The sequence below is a fragment of the Lentzea sp. NPDC055074 genome, from assembly GCF_053608005.1.
Window position 1 is genome coordinate 324927 of sequence record NZ_JBSGUQ010000001.1, and the last position, 14236, is coordinate 339162.

Annotated in this window: 13 protein-coding genes; 10 read left to right on the forward strand and 3 right to left on the reverse strand. The window is 70.6% G+C overall.

Going from position 1 to position 14236, the window contains the following annotated elements:
* The first annotated feature begins 11 nt into the window (after positions 1-11).
* The 3 genes from ACWF7A_RS01635 to ACWF7A_RS01645 all read left to right on the forward strand — a co-directional run bounded on the left by ACWF7A_RS01635 (position 12) and on the right by ACWF7A_RS01645 (position 2708).
* The gene (locus tag ACWF7A_RS01635; RefSeq protein WP_452248448.1) at positions 12-1436 is read left to right on the forward strand and encodes an FAD-dependent monooxygenase; all 1425 of its coding nucleotides are present in this window, start codon (positions 12-14) and stop codon (positions 1434-1436) included.
* A 95-nt stretch (positions 1437-1531) separates the two neighbouring features.
* Complete coding sequence (locus tag ACWF7A_RS01640) at positions 1532-1690, forward strand: hypothetical protein (protein ID WP_452248449.1); 159 nt, start codon at positions 1532-1534, stop codon at positions 1688-1690.
* 238 nt (positions 1691-1928) lie between these two features.
* Complete coding sequence (locus ACWF7A_RS01645; protein ID WP_452248450.1) at positions 1929-2708, forward strand: ANTAR domain-containing response regulator; 780 nt, start codon at positions 1929-1931, stop codon at positions 2706-2708.
* 41 nt (positions 2709-2749) lie between these two features.
* Here ACWF7A_RS01645 and ACWF7A_RS01650 read toward each other — a convergent pair whose 3' ends face one another.
* Positions 2750-3739 carry a hypothetical protein gene (locus ACWF7A_RS01650; RefSeq protein WP_452248451.1) on the reverse strand — a complete coding sequence of 330 codons (990 nt, stop codon included), beginning with the start codon at positions 3737-3739 and terminating at the stop codon, positions 2750-2752.
* A 65-nt stretch (positions 3740-3804) separates the two neighbouring features.
* Here ACWF7A_RS01650 and ACWF7A_RS01655 point away from each other — a divergent pair, with 65 nt between their 5' ends.
* The 3 genes from ACWF7A_RS01655 to ACWF7A_RS01665 are packed head-to-tail and all read left to right on the forward strand — an operon-like array spanning position 3805 to position 6796.
* The gene (locus ACWF7A_RS01655; RefSeq protein ID WP_452248452.1) at positions 3805-4275 is read left to right on the forward strand and encodes a (2Fe-2S)-binding protein; all 471 of its coding nucleotides are present in this window, start codon (positions 3805-3807) and stop codon (positions 4273-4275) included.
* Complete coding sequence (locus ACWF7A_RS01660; protein ID WP_452248453.1) at positions 4272-6299, forward strand: molybdopterin cofactor-binding domain-containing protein; 2028 nt, start codon at positions 4272-4274, stop codon at positions 6297-6299. The genes ACWF7A_RS01655 and ACWF7A_RS01660 overlap by 4 nt, the downstream gene beginning before the upstream one ends.
* Before the next feature lie 26 nt (positions 6300-6325).
* Entirely contained in the window at positions 6326-6796 is a 471-nt protein-coding gene (locus tag ACWF7A_RS01665; RefSeq protein WP_452248454.1) for a MarR family winged helix-turn-helix transcriptional regulator, read from the forward strand.
* Positions 6797-7099: 303 nt separating this feature from the next.
* On the opposite strand, the gene ACWF7A_RS01670 is transcribed toward ACWF7A_RS01665, so the two are convergent.
* The gene (locus tag ACWF7A_RS01670; protein ID WP_452248455.1) at positions 7100-8134 is read right to left on the reverse strand and encodes a LacI family DNA-binding transcriptional regulator; all 1035 of its coding nucleotides are present in this window, start codon (positions 8132-8134) and stop codon (positions 7100-7102) included.
* Positions 8135-8338: 204 nt separating this feature from the next.
* Between ACWF7A_RS01670 and ACWF7A_RS01675 the strand changes: the two genes are divergently transcribed.
* From ACWF7A_RS01675 to ACWF7A_RS01690, 4 genes are read left to right on the forward strand one after another with little or no spacing between them, the layout of a single operon-like run.
* Positions 8339-9595, forward strand: coding sequence for an ABC transporter substrate-binding protein (locus ACWF7A_RS01675; RefSeq protein ID WP_452248456.1), 1257 nt, complete (start codon positions 8339-8341; stop codon positions 9593-9595).
* Between the two features lie 11 nt (positions 9596-9606).
* Complete coding sequence (locus ACWF7A_RS01680) at positions 9607-10527, forward strand: carbohydrate ABC transporter permease (protein WP_452248457.1); 921 nt, start codon at positions 9607-9609, stop codon at positions 10525-10527.
* A 4-nt stretch (positions 10528-10531) separates the two neighbouring features.
* Positions 10532-11419, forward strand: a complete 888-nt coding sequence (locus tag ACWF7A_RS01685) for a carbohydrate ABC transporter permease (protein WP_452248458.1) — start codon at positions 10532-10534, stop codon at positions 11417-11419.
* A 19-nt stretch (positions 11420-11438) separates the two neighbouring features.
* Positions 11439-12791 carry a GH1 family beta-glucosidase gene (locus ACWF7A_RS01690; RefSeq protein WP_452248459.1) on the forward strand — a complete coding sequence of 451 codons (1353 nt, stop codon included), beginning with the start codon at positions 11439-11441 and terminating at the stop codon, positions 12789-12791.
* On the opposite strand, the gene ACWF7A_RS01695 is transcribed toward ACWF7A_RS01690, so the two are convergent.
* On the reverse strand, positions 12766-14139 hold the full coding sequence (locus ACWF7A_RS01695; RefSeq protein WP_452248460.1) for an alpha/beta hydrolase: 1374 nt from the start codon (positions 14137-14139) through the stop codon (positions 12766-12768). The genes ACWF7A_RS01690 and ACWF7A_RS01695 overlap by 26 nt on opposite strands.
* Between the last annotated feature and the right edge of the window lie 97 nt (positions 14140-14236).

The following is a 14236-nucleotide window of genomic DNA, read 5'->3' on the forward strand; positions in this document are numbered from 1 at the left end:
ACGGGTGGTTCATGTTCGATGTGATCATCGCCGGGTGCGGCCCGGCCGGCGCGATGCTGGCCGCCGAGCTCCGGCTGCACGACGTGCGGGTGCTCGTGGTGGAGAAGGAGCCCGAGCCCGCCTCGTCGTTCGTCCGCATCGTCAGCCTGCACGCGCGAAGCCTCGAGATCCTGGCGATGCGCGGGCTCGTGGACCGCTTCCTGGAACGCGGGCGGCAACGTCCGGTCGGAGGGTCCTTCGCCGGCATCCCCACACCCACGCCCGAGGGCCTCGACTCCGACTTCACGACGTTGCTGGGCATCCCGCAGCCGGTCGTCGAGAGCCTCCTCGAGGAGCACGCCGTCGCACTGGGCGCGCAGATCCGGCGCGGGAGCGCGGTGGCCGGGCTGGAGCAGGACGACGAGGGCGTGACCGTCGAACTGGCCGGCGGCGAACGGCTCCGGGCGAGCTACCTCGTCGGCTGCGACGGCGCGCGCAGCACCGTGCGCAAGCTCCTCGGCGTCGGGTTCCCCGGTGAACCCTCGCGCAACGACACGTTGATGGGCGAGATGGCGGCGAGCGCGCCGCCGGAGGAGATCGCGGCCAAGGCCGCCGAGATCCGCGAGACCAGCAAGGCGTTCAGCTTCAGCCCCTTCGGCGACGGGATCTACCGCGTCGTCCTGCCGGCCGCGGGGGTCAGCGAGGACCGCGGCGAACCCACCCTCGACGACTTCGCGCAGCGGCTGCGAGTGCTCGCCGGCACCGACTTCGGCGTCCACTCCCCGCGCTGGCTGTCCCGGTTCGGCGACGCCACCCGCCAGGCCGAGAGCTACCGCACCGGACGGGTGCTGCTCGCAGGCGACGCGGCGCACATCCACCCGCCCGCCGGTGGGCAGGGCCTGAACCTGGGCGTGCAGGACGCGGTCAACCTCGGCTGGAAGCTCGCCGCGCAGGTCCACGGCTGGGCACCGGAAGCGTTGCTCGACAGCTACCACGCCGAACGTCATCCGGTCGCCGCGGACGTCCTCGACAACACCCGCGCCCAGGTCGCGCTGGCGGGCGACGAACCCGGCGCGCGGGCGATGCGCCGGTTGCTGACCGAGCTGATGGACGTCAACGAGGCGAACCGGTTCCTCATCGAGAAGATCACCGCGCTCGGCGTCCGCTACGACCTCGGCCCGGGTCCCGACCTGCTCGGCCGCCGCCTCCGCGACCTCGACCTGGCGCACGGCCGCCTCCACGACCACCTGCGCACGGGCCGCGGCCTGCTGCTCGACCGCACCGAACGCCTGTCCGCCGAGGGATGGGCCGACCGAATCGATGTCGTCACGGATCCGGCGGCGGCACTCGACGTCCCGGCTCTCCTGCTGCGCCCCGACGGTCACGTCGCCTGGATCGGCGAACACCAGCGGGACCTGGACGAGCACCTCACCCGCTGGTTCGGCGAGAGCCGCTGACCCTTCGGCACCGTGGCGGTCGCCGAAGAGCGAGACCGCCGTGATGATCGTCACCGTCGGGACCGTCGTCGCCACCCGGCCTCACGCTCGGCGTCTTGGCGGGAGCGCTGCTCATGCACGCGTTGGACCGCACCGGCGCGGCGTCCACAGTGGTCGTCGACCTGTCCCGCGCCCGTGTCTGGCGCGACCGTGCCGCCGGCGGCTCCACGCCCTGCTTTCAGGTCAGCTCACGAGTTCGCGCCGATCTCGTGTGAGCAGGGCAACGGCGGGGTACTGACAGAACGCCGAACACGCGCGTGTTCGCACGGAGGACCTCCCTCGGGCGGTCCGGCCGGCGCCGGCGCGGGAAGTTGAGACCTTGCAGCGACCCGTCGCCGGCCCCGGTTCCGGCGCGATGGGCCGCGCCCTCATGTAGCCGATGGCCGTACGATGCGCTGAACGCGCGTCAAGCAGCCGGCGCCGTGGACTCCAAGCTGACGAAGGGGCCGCGGCATGGCCGATCACGTGCGAACGGACTACATGAGACCCGTCGACGAGGAACGCCCAGACGCGGTGTCGCGCCTGGACGAGACCACCGAGGCGTTGACGGAGCTGCAGGACGCCTTCCTCGCCGAGGAGTCCCTCGACGACGCGTTGCAGCGGGTCGCGGAGACCGCGGCCAGGGCCGTTCCGGACGCCGACGCGGTGACCGTCTCCGTGGTGACGCCGGAACACCCGCGCACCGCGGCCGCGACGGACCTGCGCCTGGTCGAGCTCGACGAGCAGCAGTACCGGTCCGGCCGCGGGCCCTGTCTGGAGTCCGCGCTCGAGCTCAGCCCCGTGCGGGCCGTGATCGGTGAGCACCGCGAGCAGTGGCCCGAGTTCGAGGCCGCCGCCCAGAAGGCCGGGGTCTGCGCGTACCTGTCGGTGCCGGTCGTGCTGCCCGCGTCGGACGACTCCGAGGCGCGGCACATCGGCACCCTCACCCTCTACAGCTACACGGCGACGGCGTTCGACCCGTTCGACGAGGGCCTCATGCGACTGTTCACGACAGCCGCGTCGGCGACGATCACCAGTGCCCAGCGGTGGCGCCACTCGCAGGGCAAGGTCAAGCACCTGGAGCACGCCCTCGAGTCGCGCGCCGTGATCGAGCAGGCGAAGGGCGTGCTGATGGCCGTGCACACCTGCAGCGCGGACGACGCGTTCGGGATGCTCGTCGAGCAGTCCCAGCGCTCGAACGTCAAGCTGCGCGACGTGGCGACGAAGCTGATCGCGTCGGTGACGAAGGCCTGACCCGCGGGGCGTGCGGCCCCGCGGGAAGTGGGGCCTGCCCGTCACGACTGGCCGAGGCGGGCGAGCCGGACACCGGCCCAGATCAGCAGGGCGAGCACACCGACCAGCAGGTACTCGATCAACGGGATCCGCACGACCTCGTCGATCCTGCCCAGGCCGCGCCACGAGTAGACCCCGAGCGCCGCGACCACGAACACTCCCCCGATCCACCACCGTGTCGTGGTGCTCAGCCCGACACCGTGCATCTGGGTGAGCACGAAGATCGCCACGAAACCGAAGAAGAACATCGGCCACATGCCGTTGGGACCGGAGTTCATGATGGCGACGAGCGTGCCGTGCACGGCCACGAGCAGTTCGAGGGTGAGGGTCCACCAGCGGTTCGTGTGGGATGTCGTGAACATCAGACTGCTCTGCACCAGCAGCAGGAACATGTAGAAGAACCCGATGAGGTGCCCGCTCGACGACTCCATCGGGTGGTACCAGAACGTGTAGATCGCGGCCCAGCTGAACAGGTAGCCGTGGTAGCGGCGTGCGAAGCCGACGACCTGGGCGGAGATCGGCGCGGACCAGGTCAGCACCAGCCCGCGGCGGCGGTTCTCCATCAGCAGGACGACCACCAGCAGCAGGACGACGGAGCCCTGGGAGCTGAAGATCGAGACGTCCTGGGCGAGGCCGTCGTAGAACAGCTGGGTCTGCAGGGCGTGCAGGGCGAAGAACGCGGCGTTCGCGCCGAGGGCGATGACGTTGACGCGGTGCAGGCCGGTCGTGTAGCGCCGGATCCTGGTCTGCGCGTAGTAGATCAGGCCCCATGACACGAGCTGGTGCGCCGCGTAGCCCACCCAGGCGGACGCCCTGGTCCAGAAGGTCGGGTCCGGCAGCTTCCAGTAGTACCAGGAGGCGCCCTGATCGGGCAGCAACGATACTCCGTGCAGCCGCTGGCCCAGCAGCCACACCAGGCCGGTGAGCAGCGCACTCGCCGCCACACCCCACACGAGGACGGCCCTGTCTGACCGCCGCAGATTGTTCAGCATGCTGAGCATTATGCAGTGCCCGGCGTGATACGTTCAGCGCGCTGAGCAATTTGGAGGGATTCGCGGTGGCCCGATATCTGTTGCGCGTCAACGGTGAACGGCGAGAGGTCGACGTCGAGGGTGACACTCCCCTGCTGTGGGTGTTGCGCGACGAGCTGGGACTGACCGGGGTCAAGTACGGGTGCGGGGTCGGCCTGTGCGGCGCCTGCACGTCCCATGTGGACGGTGAGGCCGCTCGGCCGTGCGTGCGCACGGCGGCCGACAGCGTGAAGACCCGGATCACGACGATCGAGGGGTTGTCGCGCGACGGCGACCACCCGGTGCAGCGCGCGTGGCGGGAGCTCGACGTGGCGCAGTGCGGCTACTGCCAGCCCGGCCAGGTTATGGCCGCGGCGGCGCTGCTCGCCCGCGACCCCGATCCCGACGACGCGGCGATCGAAGAGGCCCTGCGCGACAACGTGTGCCGGTGCGGCAGCTATCCCCGCATCCGTGACGCGGTGCGCCGGGCGAGCCGGATCATGCGGGAGGAACGATGATCAGCAGGCGGACGTTGCTGCGCGGCGCGGGAGTCGGCGCGCTGGTCGTCGCGGTGCCGGTACCCGCGCTCGCGGCCGGGGGGTTCACGCCGAACGTGTTCGTGCGGCTCGACGACTCCGGGCGGATCACCGCGACCGTGCCGCGGCCGGACACCGGACAGGGCGTGCGGACCGTGGTCGCGCTGATGGTCGCGGAGGAACTGGCGGTCGAGGCCGGCGACGTCGCTCTCGAACAGGCGCCGGGCGACACCGAGCGCTTCGGCTCGCAGGGCGTGGCGAACTCGACGTCGGTGCGGCAGCTCTCGACACCGATCCGCACGGCCGCCGCGACCGCGCGCTGCCTGCTCGTCACCGCCGCCGCCCAGCGCTGGCGCGTGCCGGTCGCCGAGTGCACCGCCCGGGACGGCTTCGTGTGCCATCCGCGCCGGGGCAGGCTCCCCTACCGCGCGCTCGTGCGCGGGGCGGCGGCGCTCGATCCCGCGACCGTGCCCGTCGAGCTCACGCCGCCGGAGAAGTGGCGGCTGCTGGGCAAGACCCGCGGCGGGCGCGTCGACGCCCGCGACGTCGTGACCGGCCGCACCCGGTACGGCATCGACGCCCGGCCGGCCGGTGGCCTGGTCGCCGTCGTCGCCCGCCCGCCGTGGATCGGCGCGGTCCCCGACACGATCGACGACACCGCGGCCCGCGGCCTGCCGGGCGTGGTCGACGTCCTGACGCTCACCGCGCCGGCCGAGGGGCAGGGCGGTGTCGCGGTCATCGCGAGGTCGACCCACCAGGCGTTGCGCGCCCGCGACGCGTTGCGGATCACCTGGCGTGGCGGCACCCCCACCGCCGACAGCCGGGCATGGCTCGCGGACCTGCGCGCCGCGTTGCCCGCGCAGAGCCCCGTCGACGGCGTGCAGCAGGTCTACTCGATGCCGTTGCTCGCGCACGCGCCGATGGAACCGATGAACGCCACGGCACACGTCCGTCCGGATGGCGTGACCATCTGGGCTCCGACGCAGGACCCCGGTTCGCTGCGCACCCAGCTGGCCCGCCAGCTCGGCCTGCCGGCCACGTCCGTGCGGGTGGAGGCGACGGCGTCGGGCGGCGCGTTCGGCCGGCGCATCGAACCGGACCCGGTCCTGGAGGCGGTGGCCTGCTCGCGCAAGGCGGGCGCGCCGGTCCAGGTGCTGTGGACCCGAGCCGACGACATGCGCCACGACTCGTACCGCCCGATGTCCGTGCACCGCCTGTCCGCGGAGCTGGGCCCGGATGGTCTGCCCATCCGGCGTGCGCACGAGGTGGCCACCTGGCCGTTGACCGTCCTGCCGATCTTCTCGAACCCGGCCCTGATCAAGGCCAGCGGCGACCACTTCCCGTACGCGGTGCCGGGCGAGGTCTCGGTGGTCGTGCGCCCCGCGCCGCTGCGCACGGGGTTCTGGCGGTCCGTCTACGCGGGACAGTTCGTCTACGCCGAGGAGACGTTCCTCAGCGATCTGGGCAAACGAGCGGGCCTCGACCAGGTGGCCCTGCGCCGCAAGCTCCTTCCCGCGGACTCGCGCCTGCGGAAGGTGCTCGACACCGTCGCCGACCGGGCCCGCTGGAGCGGGCCGCAGGCCCCCGGCACCACCCGAGGCGTCGCGTGCCTGGAGGAGTACGGCTCCGCGATCGCGGTGATCGCCGTGGCCGAGCCGGAGTCCCGCCGGGTCCTGCGCGTGCACGCCGCCGTGGACGTGGGCGTGGCCCTGCACCCGTCCGGAGTCCGCGCCCAGGTCGAGGGCTGCGTGATCGACGCGCTGTCCACAGTGCTCGGTGCGCAGATCACCGTCCGCGAAGGCCACGTCGCCGAGTCGTCGTTCGGTGACTACCGGTGGGCGAGAATCGGTCAAACTCCCGAAATCGACGTCACGATCGTCCCGTCGACCGCACCCCTGGGCGGTTTGGGCGAACTCGCCTACCCGCCCGCGGCCGCCGCGATAGCGTCCGCGATGGCCGGCGACACGCCCGTGACCAGCATGCCGTTCGGTGCCGACGTGGGGTGATCGGGCGACTCTGGGATGATGGAGGCGTGGCCGAGGTAGACGAGCCGGCGGTGACCGACCGCCCGGACCAGATGCGCGCGGACGTCGCCTCGTGGCCGACGGGAAGGCTGCTGTCGGTGGCGGCCCGCGTGGTGGAGAAGCGCTTCGAGGACTTCCTCGCGGGCCGCGGCCTCACCCACGCGGGCATGATCACCCTGCACCACCTGGCAGACGGCCCGCGCTCACAACGAGAACTGGCGGTGCTCTGCCGCGTCACCGACCAGACCATGAGCCGCACGATCGAGCACCTGGACCGAGGTGGCCACGTCGTCCGCAGCCAGGACGCCCACGACCGCCGCAGGACGTCGGTGAAGATCACCCCGGCGGGCCGCCGGGCCCTGGCCGCCGCGCGGCGCGAGGAGCGCGAGTCCGACACGCTGCTCGGGGCCGTCGAGGACTACGAGCACTTCCGGCAGCAGCTGATCGCGCTGATCGCGGCGGCGTCCACAGAGGACTAGGAGCACCTCTCAGCGGCGCCCGCGGAGGGCGGGCGACGCCAGTCCGACGGACCTGAGGGCGGGCGACGCCAGTCCGACGGACCTGAGGGCGGGCGACGCGAGTCCGACGGACCTGAGGGCGGGCGACGCCAGTCCGACGGACCGTTCGGCAGCACTCACAGCAGCACTCACTAAGGAATGCGGCGCAGCCCATCGGCCAACGGCCACGACACCTCGCCGCCTGCCGACGACGGACTCCCGACCGCACCGGCGGGCCGTCCAGACAGCGGGCGGGCCTTCCCCGGCACCACCGATCCCGAAGCCCTACCGCCCTCCGCAGGACTCCCGGACCACCAACTGGGTCGGCAGCACCAGCGGTGCCTCCCGTCCACCACCGGTGATCATCGCCATGATCGCCTTGGCGGCGGCCACCCCGAACCCGGCCTTGTCCTGCGCCACGGTGGTCAGCGCGGGCTCCACCACCGAAGCGATCTCGATGTCGTCGAACCCCACCAACGCCAGATCCGAAGGCACCCGAAGCCCGGCGGCACGGGCCGCGAGCAACGCCCCCACCGCCATCTCGTCACTGGCCGCGAGCACCGCGGTCGGTGGCGAGTCCAACGTCAGAAACCGTTGCATGGCAGCGATTCCACTGGCGCGGTAGAAGTCTCCGGACACCACGTAGTCGTCCCGCGGCAGAAGCCCGGCGTCCAGCAACGCCGCGCGATACCCGGAGACGCGGGCCTCGGAAGGCTGGTTCCCGGGCGGCCCGGTGATCGTGGCGATCCGGGTGTGGCCGAGCCCCACCAGGTGCCGCACGGCCTCCCGGGCACCGCCGAAGTTGTCCGAGGTGACGTAAGTGGCGCGAGGCCCGTCGACCGCCACGTCCAGGGCCACGCAGGGAACCCCGGACTGGGCGAACGCCTCGAACGCCTCCGCGTCCGAGCCGCTGTCGATCAGGACCAGGCCGCCGAGGTGGTGGCGGCGGGTCATGTTCACGTAGCCGACCGGGTCCGCGAGTGACGCGCCGACCTCGCGGGCGTCGCCGCTCGTCGCGAGCATCAGCAGGTGGTAGCCGTGCGCACTCAACGCGGACTTCAGGCCCAGCAACAGGTCCTGCAGGTACGGGTGGCGCCAGCCGGGTCTGCGGTGGTCGGTGTCCCAGACCAGGCCGATCATCGTCGACTGCTTCGTCGACAACGCCCGCGCGGACTCGTTGGGGCGGTAGTCCAGCTCTTTCGCCACGCGCAGCACGCGGGAACGCGTTTCCTCGTTGACCGTTTCCGGCTGGTTGAAGACGCGCGACACCGTCGCGACGGACACGCCGCAGAGCTGGGCGATCTCTCGCCCGGTCGCCATCTGGCCTCCCATCGAACCGTAAGCGGTTACATAGACCCTACGAGCAGCACTTCTGCTAGTCAAACGACTGCACGCAACAACGTGTTTATCGTTTCGTTACTTGACGGACGCCACGCAACACCGCTGTCATAGGCGCCACACAAATCTTCTCGGAGAACTCCTTCTCTGTTTCAGCGCGCCCAAAAACCAACGGAGGCCCGGAAAATGCGCCCCAAAGCACTCGCACTCGGCTGCGCCGCCCTGGCTGCCGCCGTGGTGGTCAGCGGTTGCGGCAGCGGCACCGCGTCCGGTGGCAAGACCAAGCTGACCATCGGCCTGTTCGGCAACTTCGGCTACGCCGAGCTGCTCAAGGAGTACGCCGCCGCGCATCCGGACATCGAGATCTCGGACCGCACCGCGTCGTACTCGGACCACCACAAGAACCTCGCCGCGCACCTCGCCACCAGCAGCGGCACCGCGGACATCGAGGCGGTCGACACCGGGTACATCAACCAGTTCAAGGCCACGCCGGACAAGTTCGTCGACTTCAACACCAAGGGCGGCGAGCAGCTCAAGGACCGGTGGCTCCCCTGGAAGTGGGAGGGCTCGCTCAGCAAGGACGGCAAGCAGATCGGCTACGGCACCGACGTCGGCGGCCTCGCCATCTGCTACCGCCGCGACCTGCTGCAGAACGCCGGGCTGCCGGCCGACCGCGACCAGGTCGCCGCGCTGTGGCCGACCTGGCAGGAGTTCATGAACGCGGGCAAGAAGTTCCAGGAGAAGGCGCCCGAGGGCGTGAAGTGGTTCGACGGCGGGCCGTCCGTGCTCAACGCGATCGTCGGCCAGACCCCGGTCGGCTACTACGACAAGTCCGACAAGATCATCGTGGGCGAGAACAAGGACATCAAGGCGGGCTGGGACCTCGTGGTCGACGGCGTGCAGTCCGGTCTGTCCTCGAAGCTCCTGTACTCGACGCCCGTCTGGAACACCGGCTTCAAGCAGGGCCAGTTCGCGACGGTGACGTGCCCCGCCTGGCAGATGGCCAAGATCAAGGACCAGGCCGGTCCGGAGGCCGCGGGCAAGTGGGACGTCACGTCCGTGCCCGGCGGTGGCGGCAACTGGGGCGGCTCGTACCTCACCGTGCCGAAGTCCGGCAAGAACGTCGACAAGGCCGTGGAGCTGGCTGCGTGGCTGACCGCGCCCGAGCAGCAGGCCAAGGTGTTCAAGAGCGCCGGGCTGCTGCCGTCGATCCCGAAGCTGTACGAGGACCCGGCGATCGTCGACTACAAGAACCCGTACTTCAACGACGCGCCGATCGGCAAGCTCTTCACCGACGCCGCGAAGAAGCTGAACCCGCAGTACCAGGGTCCCAAGGCCGGCGACATCCAGACCGCGATCGGCAGCGCGATGCAGCGCGTCGAGCAGGGCAAGCAGAACGGCGAGGAATCGTGGACCCAGTTCGTCGCCGACGTCCAGAAGTGACGAGCTGACCAATGGTGGTGATCGACAAGACGGCCAGAAGGCACCGCTGGGACACGAAGTTCGCGCCCTACGGGTACGTGGCGCCGTACTTCCTGATCTTCGGTGTCTTCGGGCTGTTCCCCCTGCTCTACACGGTCTGGGTCTCGCTGCAGGAACGCAACCTGATCGACGCCGACGCCGCTCGGTTCGTCTGGTTCGCCAACTACGCGCAGCTGCTCGCGGACCCGTACTTCTGGAACGCCATGGGCAACACGCTCAGCCTGTGGCTCCTGACGACGGTCCCGCAGATCCTGCTGGCGCTGTGGGTCGCACAGCTGCTCAACCGCAAGGTCCGCACCCGCACGCTGTTCCGGATGGGCGTGATCCTGCCGAACATCACCTCGGTGGCGGCGGTCACGATCATCTTCGCGCAGCTGTTCGGGCGGGACTTCGGCCTGATCAACTGGACGCTGGGGCTGTTCGGCGCCGGGCAGATCGACTGGCAGGCGGGCACGGCGTCCTCGCACATCGCCATCGCGGTGATGGTCGTGTGGCGCTGGTCCGGCTACCACGCGCTGATCTTCCTGGCGTCCATGCAGGCGATCCCGGGCAACCTCTACGAAGCGGCCACCCTGGACGGCGCGAGCGGCAGCCAGCAGTTCTGGCGGATCACCGTTCCCCTGCTGCGGCCGCAGATCATCTTCTCCACGATCATCGCGACGACCGGCAACATGCGGCTGCTCGCCGAACCGCTGCTGTTCAACCCCGGCGCGGCGGCCGCGACCGGTGGTTCCGACCGGCAGTTCCAGACCGCCGCGCTGTACCTGTACGAGCAGGGCTTCACGAAGTACGAGTTCGGCTACAGCTCGGCGATCGCGGTCGTGCTGGCGATCGCCACGGTGATCGTCGCCGGACTCGGCTACCTCGTGACCAAACGGATCCGGACGGAGTGACCCCATGACCGCTGTGCTGGAACGCCCCGCACCGGTGCGGCCCACCGGCCCGACGGCCAGAGCGCGCAGGCTGGCCCGTCGTGTCGCCGGGCCGTGGACGTACGCCGCCCTGATCGCCGTGCTCGCCGGCTCGGCGTTCCCCGTGTACTGGTCGTTCGTGGTGTCCTCGCAGACACCGGACGCGATCGACACCGTGCCGCCCGTCCTGGTGCCGGGCGGCCACCTGTTCGCGAACATCACGCGGGTCTTCGACACCACCGACTTCTGGCTGGCGTTGATGAACTCGTTCGTCGTGTCGGGCACGGTGACGCTGTCGGTGGTGCTGTTCTCGACGCTGGCGGGGTTCGCGTTCGCCAAGCTGAAGTTCCGCGGCCGCAACCTGTTGCTGCTGCTCATCATCGGCACGCAGGCGATCCCGACCGAGCTCGGCATCATCCCGCTCTACATGATGATGGCCGAGTTCGGCTGGGCCGGCGAGATCCACGCGGTGATCGTGCCGGGGCTCGTGACGGCGTTCGGCGTGTTCTTCATGCGGCAGTACTTCGAGCGGGCGATCCCGGACGAGCTGCTCGAGGCGGGCCGGATGGACGGGTGCCACTCGCTGCGGCTGTTCTGGCACGTCGCGCTGCCCGCGGCGCGTCCGGCGGCGGCCGTGCTCGGGCTGTTCACGTTCATGCAGGCGTGGAACGACTTCTTCTGGCCGCTGGTCGTGCTCACGCCGGAGAACCCGACCGTGCAGACCGCTCTGTCCACTTTGGCCAGTGGCTACACCACGGACTACACGCTCGTGCTGACCGCGGCGACGATCGGCACGGTGCCCGTGCTGGCTGTGTTCCTGTTGTTCGGCCGCCAGATCGTCGGCGGCATCATGTCGGGCGCCGTCAAGGGCTGACTTTTCTTGGGAGACTGCAGTGAGCTTTCCTGACGGTTTTCGCTGGGGTGTGGCGACCTCGGCCTACCAGATCGAGGGAGCGGCGGCGCTCGACGGGCGCGGTCCGTCCATCTGGGACACCTTCGCCGCCGTGCCCGGTGCCGTCGCGTCCGGTGACACCGGCGACGTGGCGGCGGACCACTACCACCGCTGGGCGGACGATGTCCAGCTGCTCGCGGACCTGGGCGTCGACTCGTACCGGTTCTCCGTGTCGTGGTCCCGGATCCTGCCGGAGGGCGCCGGGAAGGTCGAGCAGCGCGGTCTCGACTTCTACCGGCGGCTCGTCGAGGCGTTGCTGGGCAAGGGGATCGAGCCCTTCCTGACGCTCTACCACTGGGACCTGCCGCAGGCGCTGGAAGAGCAGGGCGGGTGGCGCAACCGCGACACGTCCCACCGGTTCGCCGAGTACGCCGCCCTGGTGCACGAATCGCTCGGCGACGTCGTCCGGAAGTGGACCACGCTGAACGAGCCGTACTGCTCGTCGATCGTGGGTTACGGCGAAGGCCGGCACGCACCCGGCGCGCGGGAAGGCCACGGCGCGCTGGCGGCGGTGCACCACCTGCTGCTCGGGCACGGGCTCGCCGTGCAGTCGATGCGCGCCAACGGGCTGCCCGAACAGGAGTTCGGGATCGTGCTCAACCAGTCCCCCACCGTGCCGGTGAGCGACTCCCCCGCCGACGTCGCCGCGGCGACCCGGCAGGACGTCCTGCTGCGCAGGCAGTTCAGCGACCCGTTGTTCGGCGGGGCCTACCCCGCCGAGCTGACGTCGATGTTCGGTGACATCACGGACTTCTCGTTCCAGCAGGACGGTGATCTCGCGATCATCGGCGAACCGCTCGACTACGTCGGACTGAACTACTACTACCGGCTGCACGTGGCCGACGCGCCGCACCGCGAGCCGGACCCGTCGAAGCGCACGGCCCACGACATCGGCGTCGACACGACCCAGCTCCCGGACGTGCCGCGCACCGGCATGGGCTGGCCGGTCGAACCCGTCGGCATGACGACCGCGCTGGCCGACCTCAAGGCGCGGCACCCGGATCTGCCGCCGGTCTACGTCACCGAGAACGGCTGCGTCTACCCCGACGTGGACGGGTTCGAGGACACCGAGCGCATCGCCTACCTGCGCGACCACATCGCGGCGGCGCAGGCGGCGGGCGTGGACCTGCGGGGTTACTTCTGCTGGTCATTGCTCGACAACTTCGAGTGGGCGCACGGCTACAAGCACCGGTTCGGCCTGGTCCACGTCGACTACGAGACGCTGGTCCGCACCCCGCGCGCCAGCTACCGCTGGTACCGCGACTTCATCACGGAAGCACGGCAGGGCAGCTGACCGCCGGGGTCTTCAGCTCCAGCAGGTAGCTGTCGACGTTCGTCCGGGTGCAGGCACTGCGCGGGTAGGCGACGTGGCCCCAGCCCTCGTAGGTGAGCAACGCCGTCTTGCGCGGTGCCTGCCTCTGGATGTCGACCGCCCACTCGTGCGGAGTCGTCGGGTCGTACCTCGAGTTGATGACCATGATCTTCGGCGCGTCGCCGAGGTCGAGGCGGTGGGGCGGGTTGGCGGGCCGTCCGGGGACGCCGATGCACGCGGTGGCCTCGTCGTGGCCGAGGAAGCTGCCGCGCATGATCGGTGCGCGGCGCAGCTCGTCGGCCCGCATCCGTTCGTACTCGCGGAAGTTCCTGATCCTCAGCGAGAAGTCCTGGCACACCGAGGCGAGCACGACCGACTCGTAGTTCGGTTCGAAGTCCTGGGCCCGCAGGCGTGCCGCACCGGTGATCAGGTCCGCCGCGTGGAGCCAGTCCGGGCCGCGCAGCGCGAAGTACATGCTGTCGAGCAGGGCCTGCCGTCCGCCCTGCTCACCGTCGGCCCGGACGAGGGCCGCCTCCCAGGCCGCGCGGACGTCCTGCCCGCGCAGGACGCAGGCGGCCGAACCGGCGCACCACTTCGCGAACTCCCGGAACGAGTCGTCCGAGGCGGCCGCCCGGTCCCCGACGAACCCGCGCAGGTCCACGCTGTGGTCGACGACGCTGTCGAGGACCATCGCCCGGAGATGACCGCCGAACTCCTCGGCGTACGTCTGGCCGAACGTCGTGCCGTACGACAGCCCGAAGTAGCTGATCTTCCGTTCGCCGAGCGCGCGCCTGGCCGCGTCCATGTCCCGCGCCACGGTGGCCCCGTCGGCGTGGTCGAAGACCGGTCCGCTGCGTTCACGGCACCGGGCGAGCACGGTCTGGTTGTGCCGCAGCAGCGCGGCGAACCCGGCCTCGTCCCGCGGATGGGTCGACGGCTTGCCGGTCATGAGGTCGGCGCAGCGGATCGCGAGACTGCCACCCGTGCCCCGCTGGTCGATGCCGACGATGTCGAACCGGGCGCGGACCTCCGGGCTGAACAGGCCGGAGAGCGCGAACTCCGCCGCAGAACCGCCGGGGCCGCCGGGGTCGACGACCAGCACGCCCACCCGTCGCGCCGGGTCGGTGGCCCGGTGCCGGGCGATCGCGAGGTCGATGCGCGCACCCCGCGGCGCGTCCCAGTCGAGCGGCACGCTCAGGGTTCCGCACTCGCCCGCCGGGTCGTCCGGGCAGGTGGCCCAGGTGATGGGCGGCGCTGGTTCGGCGTGCGCCGCACCAGCGGAAACGACCAGGAACGTGACCACGATGGATGTCGCCAGCACCCGCCTCACCGACCGCACTCTGCCCCCTCGGCTTCGCAGTGGAGCGACCCACCCTAGGCGCTCATGGCGATGACCGTCACCCCGAGTTGCGTCGTTTCTGAGTCGA

Excerpts from the sequence above, each read along its gene's own strand:
- ACWF7A_RS01635 (WP_452248448.1), top strand. The coding sequence starts at position 12 with ATGTTCGATGTGATCATCGCCGGGTGCGGCCCGGCCGGCGCGATGCTG.
- ACWF7A_RS01645 (WP_452248450.1), top strand. The coding sequence starts at position 1,929 with ATGGCCGATCACGTGCGAACGGACTACATGAGACCCGTCGACGAGGAA.
- ACWF7A_RS01650 (WP_452248451.1), bottom strand. The coding sequence starts at position 3,739 with ATGCTGAACAATCTGCGGCGGTCAGACAGGGCCGTCCTCGTGTGGGGT.
- ACWF7A_RS01660 (WP_452248453.1), top strand. The coding sequence starts at position 4,272 with ATGATCAGCAGGCGGACGTTGCTGCGCGGCGCGGGAGTCGGCGCGCTG.
- ACWF7A_RS01670 (WP_452248455.1), bottom strand. The coding sequence starts at position 8,134 with ATGGCGACCGGGCGAGAGATCGCCCAGCTCTGCGGCGTGTCCGTCGCG.
- ACWF7A_RS01675 (WP_452248456.1), top strand. The coding sequence starts at position 8,339 with ATGCGCCCCAAAGCACTCGCACTCGGCTGCGCCGCCCTGGCTGCCGCC.
- ACWF7A_RS01680 (WP_452248457.1), top strand. The coding sequence starts at position 9,607 with ATGGTGGTGATCGACAAGACGGCCAGAAGGCACCGCTGGGACACGAAG.
- ACWF7A_RS01685 (WP_452248458.1), top strand. The coding sequence starts at position 10,532 with ATGACCGCTGTGCTGGAACGCCCCGCACCGGTGCGGCCCACCGGCCCG.